The 12470-nt window shown below is 68.8% G+C and carries 8 protein-coding genes and 1 tRNA gene; 8 read left to right on the top strand and 1 reads right to left on the bottom strand.

What is annotated here, in order from left to right; genetic code table 11:
- Window positions 1–9 precede the first annotated feature (9 nt).
- The gene (locus tag HWX31_RS31995; protein WP_174963470.1) at window positions 10–450 is read left to right on the top strand and encodes a hypothetical protein; all 441 of its coding nucleotides are present in this window, start codon (window positions 10–12) and stop codon (window positions 448–450) included.
- 170 nt (window positions 451–620) lie between these two features.
- Here HWX31_RS31995 and HWX31_RS31990 read toward each other — a convergent pair.
- A tRNA-Met gene (locus tag HWX31_RS31990) sits at window positions 621–697 on the bottom strand.
- A 187-nt stretch (window positions 698–884) separates the two neighbouring features.
- Here HWX31_RS31990 and HWX31_RS31985 point away from each other — a divergent pair.
- The 7 genes from HWX31_RS31985 (at window position 885) to HWX31_RS31955 (ending at window position 12467) form a co-directional block, all read left to right on the top strand.
- Window positions 885–2156, top strand: coding sequence for an MFS transporter (locus HWX31_RS31985; protein ID WP_174963468.1), 1272 nt, complete (start codon window positions 885–887; stop codon window positions 2154–2156).
- Window positions 2157–2192: 36 nt separating this feature from the next.
- Entirely contained in the window at window positions 2193–3578 is a 1386-nt protein-coding gene (locus tag HWX31_RS31980; RefSeq protein ID WP_174963466.1) for a NarK family nitrate/nitrite MFS transporter, read from the top strand.
- 213 nt (window positions 3579–3791) lie between these two features.
- Window positions 3792–7517, top strand: a complete 3726-nt coding sequence (locus tag HWX31_RS31975) for a nitrate reductase subunit alpha (protein ID WP_174963464.1) — start codon at window positions 3792–3794, stop codon at window positions 7515–7517.
- Window positions 7514–9067 (top strand): nitrate reductase subunit beta, encoded by a 1554-nt coding sequence (narH, locus tag HWX31_RS31970; protein ID WP_174963462.1) that lies wholly within the window; start codon window positions 7514–7516, stop codon window positions 9065–9067. The genes HWX31_RS31975 and narH overlap by 4 nt, the downstream gene beginning before the upstream one ends.
- 19 nt (window positions 9068–9086) lie before the next feature.
- Window positions 9087–9740, top strand: a complete 654-nt coding sequence (gene narJ, locus HWX31_RS31965) for a nitrate reductase molybdenum cofactor assembly chaperone (RefSeq protein ID WP_174963460.1) — start codon at window positions 9087–9089, stop codon at window positions 9738–9740.
- Between the two features lie 34 nt (window positions 9741–9774).
- Window positions 9775–10461 (top strand): respiratory nitrate reductase subunit gamma, encoded by a 687-nt coding sequence (gene narI / locus HWX31_RS31960; protein ID WP_076474924.1) that lies wholly within the window; start codon window positions 9775–9777, stop codon window positions 10459–10461.
- A gap of 80 nt (window positions 10462–10541) precedes the next feature.
- Window positions 10542–12467, top strand: coding sequence for a type IV pili methyl-accepting chemotaxis transducer N-terminal domain-containing protein (locus HWX31_RS31955; RefSeq protein ID WP_174963458.1), 1926 nt, complete (start codon window positions 10542–10544; stop codon window positions 12465–12467).
- Window positions 12468–12470 lie beyond the last annotated feature (3 nt).

Genomic DNA, 12470 nt, shown 5'->3' with positions numbered 1-12470 from the left:
CACCGCGGCATGAACAGCCCCCACTATCGCAACGTGATCGGCTTCGGCGAGATCCCTACATTTCACGATGCCGAGTTATTCGGCATCGCGCATCACCGGGCCGACCGTGAATTGCGGCTGCAATTTCGGCGTACGAACGGCGACACCGGTACGTTTCGCTTGACAGGTGTCATCGCGCAGCGCGTCGTCGACTTCGCCGACCAGAACATTGTCTCGCGGCTTCTGATTTCGCCGGCCTATCCGTTTTCGAGCGCTGAAATCGCGCATTGGCTGGCATGGCTGGGCGGCCGGGCGGATTTCAGTCCCGGTCCGGCTGATCCCGAGAGGGTCGCGCAGTGCGTCGACGATTTCTCGGCGGGCCGACACGCGCTGTTCGTTCTCGAACCATCGGCCGGCGCCGAAATGGCCGTCCTCTGTGAAACGATCCTGCTTCGACTCGACAGCGCATGATCCGCACTGAGCGGTGATACGCGAGCAGGCCGCGCGGAACTCGCTCGGCCGTTGTCGAAATTCGATACGAGCGCGCCAGGTGCGCAGAAAACAAAAAACCCGGCATCGAGCCGGGTTCTTGTTGGCGAGGTGCGCATCGGTCACTTGCGCTGCACATCGCCAGATGTGCTTGGTTGCGGGGGTAGGATTTGAACCTACGACCTTCGGGTTATGAGCCCGACGAGCTGCCAGACTGCTCCACCCCGCGTCAGAGAAATAAATTATAGGGCCCCTGCGCGCGCACGTCAACGATTTATTGCAATTTCTTGACAGCCGCGCCGATCGAACTAGTTCTTCCGCCGCGCAAAGCGCCCGCGCGCCGTTCTCCCGGCGAATAGGCGCGCACCCGCCGGCTCCTTACGCTGGGGACGTTTCTTCGTTTCGAGAGAACGTCCATGGCTGCCTCCCCTCCTTCCGTCGATCGACGCGCAATACCGGTGCTGATCTCCAACACCTTCGCGTTCACCGTCTGCTTCGCCGTGTGGATGATGTTCGCGATCCTCGGCATTCCGCTCAAGCAAACGCTCGGCCTCAACGACACCGAATTCGGCCTGATCGCCGCGATGCCGGTGTTGAGCGGCTCGCTGATCCGCGTGCCGCTCGGCATCTGGACGGATCGCTACGGCGGACGCGTCGTGTTCGTAGCGCTGATGCTCGCCACGGTCGTGCCGGTCTGGCTCGTCGCCGATGCGACGCAGCTCTGGCAATTCCTGCTGCTGGGGCTGTGCGTCGGTCTCGCCGGCGGTTCGTTCTCGGTCGGCACGCCGTACGTCGCGCGCTGGTTCCCGAAAGCGCGGCAAGGACTCGCGATGGGCATATTCGGCGCCGGCAACGCGGGCGCCGCGCTCAACAAGTTCGTCGCGCCCGCGCTGATCGCGGCGGCCGGCACCTGGACGATCGTGCCGCGCGTCTATGCGCTCGCGCTGCTCGTCACCGCCGCGATCTTCTGGCTCGGCTCGGCCACGAACCCCGCCCACCGCGGCAGCGGCGACATCACGCTGCGCGAGCAATTGCGCGTGCTGCGCGACCCGCGCGTGTGGCGCTACGCGCAGTACTACTCGGTCGTGTTCGGCGGCTACGTCGGCCTGTCGCTGTGGATGACGCAGTACTACGTCGGCGAGTACGGCTTCACGATGCAGGCCGCCGCGTTTCTCGCCGCGTGCTTCTCGCTGCCCGGCGGCGTGCTGCGCGCGATGGGCGGCTGGCTGTCGGACCGCTACGGCGCGTATCGCACGACGTGGTGGGTCATGTGGGCCTGCTGGCTTGCCTTCTTCGTGCTCAGCTATCCGCCGACCGACTTCGTCGTGCGCGGCGCGCACGGCCCGCTCGCGTTCCGTCTCGGCCTGTCGCCGGCGGCCTTCACCGCGCTGATGTTCGGCGTCGGCATCGCCATGGCGATCGGCAAGGCGTCGGTCTTCAAGTTCATCGCCGACGAATTCCCCGACCGGATGGGCGCGGTGTCGGGCGTCGTGGGGCTCGCCGGCGGCCTCGCGGGCTTCCTGCTGCCGATCCTGTTCGGCGCGCTCGCGGACCTGACCGGCGTGCGCTCGACCTGCTTCATGCTGCTTTACGGCGCCGTCAGCGTCAGCCTCGTCTGGATGCATTTCAGCTTCCGCGCCGAACGGGCCGCGCACGACCAGCTCGTGCTCGCCGCCCGCCGGTCCTGACCGTTTCCCTTCTCCCCCCGTTTCACGGAGCACATCATGTCCACGCCTGTCCTTGTCCGCTGGGATCCCGAAGATCCCGCCTTCTGGCGCACCCAGGGCCGCCCGGTCGCCTGGCGCAACCTGCTGATCTCGATCCCGGCGCTGATGCTCGCCTTCGCGGTGTGGTCGCTCTGGAGCGTCGTCGTCGTCAATCTCGATCGCGCCGGCTTCCATTTCGGCAAGAACCAGCTGTTCTGGCTCACCGCGCTGCCCGCGCTGTCCGGCGCGACGCTGCGGATCTTCTACTCGTTCCTCGTGCCGATGTTCGGCGGACGCCGCTTCACCGCGATCTCGACGGCCAGCCTGCTGATCCCCGCGATCGGCATGGGCGTCGCGCTGCGCGACCCGTCGACCGGCTATCCGACGCTCCTCATGCTCGCGCTGCTCTGCGGGTTCGGCGGCGCGAATTTCAGCTCGTCGATGGCGAACATCAGCTTCTTCTTCCCGAAAGCCGAAAAGGGGCTCGCGACCGGCCTGAACGCGGGCATAGGCAACCTCGGCGTGTCGGTCGTGCAGTTCGTCACGCCGCTCGTGATCTCGGTCGGCCTGTTCGGCGCGCTGGCCGGCGCGCCGCAAGGCGGGGCCGTCGACGGCGGCGGACCACCGGTCTGGCTGCAGAACGCCGGCTTCATCTGGGTGCCGTTCATCGTCGTCGCGACGCTGGCCGCGTGGTTCGGGATGAACGACATCGCGGACGCCCGCGCATCGTTCGCCGAGCAGGCCGTGATCTTCCGCAGGCGGCACAACTGGCTGATGTGCTGGCTCTACGTCGGCACGTTCGGCTCGTTCATCGGCTTTTCCGCCGGCTTCGCGCTGCTGACGAAGGCGCTGTTCCCGGGCGTCGACGCGGCCGCCTACGCGTTCCTCGGGCCGCTCGCGGGCGCGCTCACGCGCCCCGTCGGCGGCTGGATCTCCGACCGGCTCGGCGGCGCGCGGGTCACGCTGTGGACCTTCGCCGGCATGATCGCCGCGGTCGCGGGCGTGATCGCGTGCCTGCCGTCCGCCGGCAACGCGGGCAGTTTCGCGGGATTTCTCGCGCTGTTCGTCGTGCTGTTCGCGCTGACCGGCATCGGCAACGGCTCCACGTTCCGGATGATCCCGGTGATCTTCCTCACCGAGCGGCAGCGCGCCGCGCAAGGCGGCACCGAGGCCGACCGCCGGCAGGCGGTGGTCGACGCCGGCCGGGAGTCGGCGGCCGTGCTCGGCTTCGCCGGCGCGATCGGCGCATACGGCGGCTTCTTCATCCCGAAGGCCTTCGGCACGTCGCTCGACTGGACCGGCTCCGCCGTGCCCGCACTCGCGTGCTTCATCGCGTTCTACGCGACCTGCGTCGCGATCACCTGGTGGTTCTATGCGCGCCGCCGCGCACCGATGCCCTGTTGACCGGGGTCAAGACCGCGCGCCGCGCGCCCGCCGGCCGGCGCCGCAGCGGCGGGCCTGCGACATCGCGTCCTAGTTCGTCCGAACTAGGTCGTCTCCCGCACGCCGCCACGCCCGACGGCGAATGGGCGCCGCGCCGCGCGACGCCTAAGCTGGACACCGTCCCCTGATACCGGCCCGCGCATCGTGATCGCGCGGGCCACCGGAGAAACACGCATGAGTCATTTTCTGGATCGACTGAAATTCATGTCGCGCGTGAAGTCGACGTTCGCCGACGGCCACGGCGCCGTGGTGGACGACGACCGCCGCTGGGAAGACGGCTATCGCAGCCGCTGGCAGCACGACAAGATCGTCCGCTCGACGCACGGCGTCAACTGCACCGGCTCCTGCTCGTGGAAGGTCTACGTGAAGAACGGCCTCATCACGTGGGAAACGCAGCAGACCGACTACCCGCGCACCCGCCCGGACCTGCCGAACCACGAGCCGCGCGGCTGCCCGCGCGGCGCGTCGTACAGCTGGTACGTGTATTCCGCGCAGCGCATCAAGTACCCGATGATCCGCGGCCGCCTGATGGAAATGTGGCGCGACGCGCGCAGGACGATGGACCCGATCGCCGCCTGGGAGTCGGTCAGCCAGGACCCGGAGAAGGCTGCACGCTACAAGTCGGTGCGCGGCCTCGGCGGCTTCGTGCGCGCCGACTGGGACACCGCGACCGAGATCGTCGCCGCCGCGAACGCGTACACGATCAAGCGCTTCGGCCCCGACCGCATCATCGGCTTCTCGCCGATTCCCGCGATGTCGATGGTCTCCTACGCGGCGGGCGCGCGCTACCTGAGCCTGATCGGCGGCACCTGCCTGTCGTTCTACGACTGGTACTGCGACCTGCCGCCGGCGAGCCCGCAGGTGTGGGGCGAGCAGACCGACGTGCCGGAATCCGCCGACTGGTACAACGCCGGCTACCTGATGGTCTGGGGCTCGAACGTGCCGCAGACGCGCACGCCCGACGCGCACTTCTATACGGAGGTGCGCTACAAGGGCACGAAGACGGTCGCGATCTCGTCCGACTACGGCGAGATGGTGAAATTCGGCGACATCTGGCTCGCGCCGAAGCAAGGCACCGACGCGGCGCTCGCGATGGCGATGGGCCACGTCGTGCTGACGGAGTTCCATGCGAACGGGCGCTCCGCGTATTTCCGCGACTACGTGAAGCAATACACCGACATGCCGATGCTCGTGATGCTGCGCGATCGCGACGGCATGCCGGTGCCCGACCACTTCCTGCGCGCGTCGCATCTCGCCGGCGCGCTCGACGAGGCAAATCATCCGGAATGGAAGACGCTCGCGATCGACGCGTCGAGCGGCGACATCGTTGCGCCGAACGGCTCGATCGGCTTTCGCTGGGGCGAGGCCGCGCACGACGGCGGCGCGAAGGTCGGCCGCTGGAACCTCGAGATGAAGGACGGCGGCAGCGGCCGCGCGATCGATCCGCTGCTCACGCTCGTCGACGCGCACGACGAGATCGTCGACGTCGGCTTCCCGTACTTCGGCGGCGAGCACGACGCGCTGCTCGCGCGGCGCGTGCCCGTCAGGCGCGTCACGCTCGCGGACGGCACGACCGTGCGCGTCGCGACAGTCTACGACCTGCAGATGGCGAACTACGGCGTCGACCGCGGCCTCGGCGGCGCGCACGTCGCGGCGAGTTTCGACGACGACGTGCCCTATACGCCCGCGTGGCAGGAAAAACATACCGGCGTGCCGCGCCACCTCGTCGTGCAGGTCGCGCGCGAATTCGCGGACAACGCGGACCGCACGCGCGGCAAGAGCATGATCATCGTCGGCGCGGCGCTCAATCACTGGTACCACAACGACATGATCTACCGCGGCATCATCAACCTGCTGATGATGTGCGGCTGCATCGGCCAGAGCGGCGGCGGCTGGGCGCATTACGTCGGCCAGGAGAAGCTGCGTCCGCAGTTCGGCTGGGCGCCGCTCGCGTTCGGCCTCGACTGGTCGCGCCCGCCGCGCCAGATGAACGGCACGTCGTTCTTCTACAACCATACGAGCCAGTGGCGTCACGAGAAGCTCGCGGTCGGCGAGATCCTCGGGCCGACCGCCGACGCGTCGCGCTACGACGGCCTCACGCTGCTCGACCTCAACGCGCAGTCGGAGCGCATGGGCTGGCTGCCGTCCGCGCCGCAGCTCGGCCGCAATCCGCTCGACGTCGTCGACGACGCGGCGCGCGCGGGCCGCGAGCCGATCGCGTATGCGGTCGAGCTGCTCAAGTCCGGCGCGCTCGATTTCGCGTGCGACGATCCGGACAACCCCGCGAACTTCCCGCGCAACATGTTCGTGTGGCGCTCGAACATCCTCGGCAGCTCCGGCAAGGGGCACGAATATTTCCTCAAGTACCTGCTCGGCACCCAGCATGCGCTGTTCAGCGACGAGGCCGACGCGCTGAAGCCGTCGGAGGTGCGGGTGCGCGACGCGGCCGAAGGCAAGCTCGACCTGCTCACGGTGCTCGACTTCCGGATGAGCACGACGTGCCTGTACGGCGACATCGTGCTGCCGACGGCGACGTGGTACGAGAAGGACGACCTGAATACGTCGGACATGCATCCGTTCATCCATCCGCTGTCCGAAGCCGTGCAGCCGCTGTGGGAAAGCAGGACCGACTGGGAGATCTACAAGGCGATCGCGAAAAAATTCAGCGAGCTGGCCGGCCCCTACCTCGGCACGCGCCGCGACCTCGTCCTCACGCCGCTGATGCACGATACGCCGGGCGAGCTCGGCCAGCCGTTCGAGCCGAAGGACTGGCGGCGCGGCGAATGCGACCTGATTCCCGGCAAGACGGCGCCGTCGATGACGGTCGTCGAGCGGAACTACGCGGACATCTACCGGAAGTTCACGTCGATCGGCCCGCTGCTCGACACGCTCGGCAACGGCGGCAAGGGCATCGGCTGGGACACGCGGCACGAAGTGGCCGAAATCGCCGCGCTCGGCGGAACGGTTGCCGAGCCGGGCGTCAGCGAGGGACGGCCGCGGCTCGACAGCGCGATCGACGCCGCCGAGATGATCCTCACGTTCGCACCCGAAACCAACGGCCATGTCGCGGTGAAGGCGTGGCAAGCGCTGTCGAAGATCACCGGCCGCGACCACGCGCATCTCGCGGCGGGCCGCGAGCACGACAAGATCCGCTTCCGCGACGTGCAGGCGCAGCCGCGCAAGATCATCTCCGCGCCGACCTGGTCGGGGCTCGAATCGGAGGAAGTCAGCTACAACGCGGGCTACACGAACGTGCACGAGCTGATCCCGTGGCGCACGCTGACGGGCCGCCAGCAGTTCTACCAGGACCATCGCTGGATGCTCGATTTCGGCGAAGGCGCGTGCGTGTACAAGCCCGCGATCGACACGAAGACCGTCGCGCCGCTGCACCGGCGCATCCCGAACGGCCAGCCGGAGCTCGTGCTGAACTGGATCACGCCGCACCAGAAGTGGGGCATCCACTCGACCTACTCCGACAACCTGCGGATGCTGACGCTGTCGCGCGGCGGCCCGCACGTGTGGCTGTCGGAAACCGAGGCGCGCGACGCGGGCATCCGCGACAACGACTGGGTCGAGGTGTTCAACGTGAACGGCACGCTGACCGCGCGCGCGGTCGTGTCGCAGCGCGTGCCGGCCGGCATGTGCCTGATGTATCACGCGCAGGAAAAGATCGTGAACGTGCCCGGCGCGGAAACGAGCGGCAAGCGCGGCGGCATCCACAACTCGGTCACGCGCACCGTGACCAAGCCGACGCACATGATCGGCGGCTATGCGCAGCAGTCGTATGGCTTCAACTACTACGGCACGGTCGGCAGCAACCGCGACGAATTCGTGATCGTGCGCAAGATGAATCGCGTCGACTGGCTCGACGCCCCGCTCACCGAAGGAGAAGCGCAATGAAGATCCGCGCGCAAGTCGCGATGGTCCTGAACCTCGACAAGTGCATCGGCTGCCACACCTGCTCGGTGACCTGCAAGAACGTCTGGACGTCGCGCGAAGGCGTCGAATATGCGTGGTTCAACAACGTCGAGACCAAACCCGGCATCGGCTATCCGCGCGAGTGGGAAAACCAGGACAAGTGGCAAGGCGGCTGGCGCCTGAATTCGAAAGGCCGGCTCGAGCCGCGCCAGGGCGGCAAGCTGAAGATCCTCGCGAACCTGTTCGCGAACCCGAACCTGCCCGCGATCGACGAATACTACGAGCCGTTCACCTACGACTACGCGCATCTGCAGCACGCGCCGCTGCTGCAGACGCCGCCGACCGCGCGCCCGGTGTCCGCGCTGACCGGCCGGAAGATGGACAAGATCGAATGGGGGCCGAACTGGGAGGACGACCTCGGCGGCGAATTCGCGTCGCGCAGCCGCGACCGGCTGTTCGACCAGGTACAGAAGGACATGTACGCGACGTTCGAGAACACGTTCATGATGTACCTGCCGCGCCTGTGCGAGCACTGCCTGAATCCCGCGTGCGTCGCGTCGTGCCCGTCCGGCTCCGTGTACAAGCGCGACGACGACGGCATCGTCCTCGTCGACCAGGACAAGTGCCGCGGCTGGCGAATGTGCGTGTCCGGCTGCCCGTACAAGAAGATCTACTTCAACTGGCAGTCGGGCAAGGCGGAGAAATGCGTGTTCTGCTTTCCGCGCATCGAGGCCGGGCAGCCGACCGTCTGCTCCGAAACCTGCGTCGGCCGGATCCGCTATCTCGGCGTGATGCTGTACGACGCGGACCGGATCGAGGCCGCCGCGTCCGTCGAGCATCCGCAATCGCTGTACGACGCGCAGCTCGACCTGTTCATGGACCCGAACGATCCGGCCGTGCGCGCGCAGGCGCTCGCCGACGGCGTGCCGGCGAGCTGGATCGACGCCGCGCAACGCTCGCCCGTCTACCGGATGGCGTGCGAATGGAAGATCGCGTTTCCGCTGCATCCCGAATACCGGACGCTGCCGATGGTCTGGTACGTGCCGCCGCTGTCGCCGATCCAGAGCGCCGCGCAGGCGGGCCACATGGGGATGAACGGCATCATCCCCGACGTGCGCAGCCTGCGCATCCCGCTGCGCTATCTCGCGAACCTGCTGACGGCCGGCGACGAAGCGCCGGTGGCCGCGGCGCTCGACAGGATGCTCGCGATGCGCGCATACAAGCGCGCGCAGACCGTGCACGGCGAGCACGACGCGGAGGTCCTCGCGCAGGTCGGCCTGCGCGCCGACCAGGTCGAGGCGATGTACGCGCTGCTCGCGATCGCGAACTACGAGGATCGCTTCGTGATCCCGTCGTCGCACAAGGAGATGGTCGAAGACAGCTTCGACGAGAAAGGCAGTTGCGGCTTCTCGTTCGGCAACGGCTGCTCGGGCGGCACGTCGGACGGCACGCTGTTCGGCAGGAAGCGCGCCGAGCCGGGCGTCGCGTACGCAGCGCTGCCGGCCACGCGCAAGAAAGCCGGCGCCGCCTGAAACCGAACCGGAGAACCTGATGTCGCCCTATCCGCTGCTGTCCGTGCTGCTCACCTATCCCGACGCAGACCTGCTCGACGCGCTGCCCGACGTTCGCGCGGCGCTCGAGCGCGATCCCGGCGCGCGCGATGCGCTCGCGCCGCTCGTCGACCACCTCGCGCAAACGCCGCTGATCGCGCTGCAGGAAACCTACGTCGCGACGTTCGACCGCACGCCCGCGCATTCGCTGCACCTGTTCGAGCACGTGCACGGCGAGAGCCGCGCGCGCGGCCAGGCGCTCGTCGACCTGCTCGACGAATACCGCCGCTTCGGCTTCGAGCCGGCGACGAACGAGCTGCCCGACTACCTGCCGCTGTTCGTCGAATTCCTGGGCGCGATCGCGGCCGACGGTCACGCGGCCGACGCGCGCCGCCTGCTCGGCGACGCGATCGACGTGATCGCCGCGCTCGGCGAGCGCCTCGAACGCGCGCAGAGCCCGTACGCGGGCGCGTTCGCGGTGCTGCGCGCGCTGTCGCCGGTCGCGCCGCAACCGGTCGCCGAGCCGCCGCCGCGCACGATGGACGAGGCGCTCGAACGCTTCGGACCGGGCGCGGACGGCGTCGAGCCGCTGCCGGGCGCGATGTCCGCCGGCGTCCAGCCGATCCGCTTTCATCCGCGCCACGCGCGACCGTGACGCATCCGCTCCTGTCCAGCCAGAAGGCTTCGCCATGTCTTATCTGAACACCTTTCTCTTCGGGATCTATCCGTACCTCGCCGCCGCGCTGTTCCTGTTCGGCAGCCTCGCGCGCTTCGAGCGCGAGCAATACACGTGGAAGACCGACAGCTCGCAACTGCTGCATCGCGGTGCGCTGCGCACCGGCAACATCCTGTTCCACGTCGGCGTGCTCGGCCTGTTCTTCGGGCACCTCGTCGGCCTGCTCACGCCCGTGGCCGTGTGGGACGCGCTCGGCGTCTCGCATCACGCGAAGCAGCTCGTCGCGATGACGGCGGGCGGCATCATGGGCGCGATCTGCGCCGCCGGGCTCGCGATCCTGCTGCATCGCCGGCTCACGCACCCGCGCATCGCGGCGGTGACCCGCACCGGCGACAAGGTGCTGCTCGCGTGGCTGCTCGTCACGCTGCTGCTCGGCCTGGCGACGATCGTCGCGTCGGCGTCGCACACGGACGGCGCGATGATGGTCAGCCTGATGACCTGGGCGCAGCACGTCGTCACGTTCCGCGGCGACGCCGCCGCGCACGTCGCGCACGCGCCGCTCGTGTTCAAGGCGCATCTGCTGATGGGCATCACGCTGTTCGCGATCTTCCCGTTCACGCGCCTCGTGCACGTGTGGAGCGGCTTCGCGTCGGTCGCGTATCTCGGGCGCGCGTGGCAGCTCGTGCGGGTGCGGCGATAAGCCTCACGCGCCGCCGTGTCGCAGCCGTCGCGTGCGCGCGCGCCCGATAATCGACCGAATTCCCAACCGTTGCATCCGCCATGCAGCCGACCGACCATCCACCCGGCGCGCCGTTGCGCCATCGCCTGTCGACCCGCATCGTCGCGCTGTCGGCGGGCGCGCTCGCGCTCGTGCTCGCGATGATCGGCGGCACGCTGTGGCTGTCGTGGCAGCTCGAGGGCGCGGGCGCCGCGATCAACGACGCGGGCAGCCTGCGAATGCGCGCGACGCGCGTCTACGTCGATCTCGACCAGTACCGGCGCACGGGCCGCGCGCAGGCCCTCGACAGCGAATTCGCCGCGATCGACGGCACGCTCGCGCGGCTGCGGCGCGGCGATCCTTCGCGTCCGCTGTTCCTGCCCGCCACCGAACCGATCCGGCGGCAGCTCGACGCGGTCGCGGCGCGCTGGACGTCCGGGCTGAAGCCGCTGGCCGTGGCTGCGGCCCGCCCCGCCGCCCCGGATGCGCTGCGCACGGCCTACGCGGACGCGCTCCCCGCGTTCATCGACGACGCCGACCGGCTCGTCGGCGAGATCGAGCGCGACAACGCACGCAAGACGACGCTCCTGCGGCTGTCGCAGGCGGGGCTCGGCATGCTCGCGTGCGCGGGCGCCGTCGCCGCGGTCTACCTGCTCTACCTGTGGATCATCCTGCCCGTGATCCGGCTGCGCGACGGGCTCACGCGCATCGCGTCACGCGAGTTCGGCGCGCGCCTGTCGGTGGACACGCGCGACGAGTTCGGCGATCTCGCGCGCGGCTTCAACCGGATGGCGAACGAATTGCAGGAAGCCTACGCGGGCCTGGAGGCACGCGTGCAGGAGAAGACCGCGCAGCTTGCGTCGCAGAACCGCGAGCTGGCGGCGCTCTACGAAACGGCCGCGTTCCTGAACCGTCCGCAAACGGTGGACGACATGTGCCGCGGCTTCCTGCAACGCGCGATCCGGCAGTTCGACGCCGACTCGGGCACGATCCGCGTGACCGCCCCGGACGGCAAGAAACTGCATCTCGTGTCGGCCGAGGGCTTTCCCGAAGCGCTCGCCGACGCCGAGCGCTGCATGCCGGTCGGCGACTGCCATTGCGGCGCGGCCGCGCGCGACGAGACGGCCGTGCTGCGCGACATGCGCGGCAGCGCGACGCCGTGCGCGCGCGAGGGTCTGATCGGCGTCGCGGTGTTTCGCATCGTCACGCAGGACGCGACGCTCGGCACCTTCTCGCTGCACTTTCGCGACGCGTCGCGCCTGCCGGCCGCCGAGCGGCGCGTGCTCGACACGCTCGGCCGGCATCTGGGCATCGCGCTCGATCATGCGCGGCTTTCGGCCAGCGCGCGCCAGCTTGCCGTCGCCGAAGAACGCAACCTCGTCGCGCAAGGCCTGCACGACAGCATCGCGCAAAGCCTCAACTTCGTGAACCTGCAGGCGCAGATGCTCGCCGACGCGATCGCGCACGACCACCTCGCGGATGCGCGGGAGATCCTGCCGATGCTGCGCCAGGGCATCGAGCAGAGCTACGCCGACGTGCGCGAGCTGCTCGTCAATTTCCGCACCCGCCTGTCGCACGGCGAGCTGCACGCGGCGATCGCCGAGACGGTCGCGCGCTTCGAATCGCAAACCGGCATCGACACGACGCTCGACGATCGCGACGACGGCGGCGCGCCGCTGCCGCCGGACCAGCAGCTGCAGGTGCTGTTCATCCTGCAGGAAGCGCTGTCGAACGTGCGCAAGCACGCGCGCGCGCGGCACGTCGCCATCACCGTCGAGAACGGTGCGGCGTTCCGCCTGCACGTCGCCGACGACGGCCGCGGCTACGACCCCGCGGCGCTCGATGCGCACGGCCACACGCAGGTCGGGCTCGCGATCATGCGCGAGCGCGCGGCGCGCCTGCGCGCGACGCTCACGCTGTCCGGCGCGCCGGGGCAAGGCGCGCAGGTCGACCTGTCGTTGCCCGCCGACATGCGGCAAACCGCCTGAGGA

Source organism: Burkholderia ubonensis, from assembly GCF_902833085.1.
Classification (GTDB): domain Bacteria; phylum Pseudomonadota; class Gammaproteobacteria; order Burkholderiales; family Burkholderiaceae; genus Burkholderia; species Burkholderia ubonensis.
The sequence above is the reverse complement of the archived record's forward strand: the minus strand, read 5'-3'. Positions and strand labels throughout refer to the sequence as shown.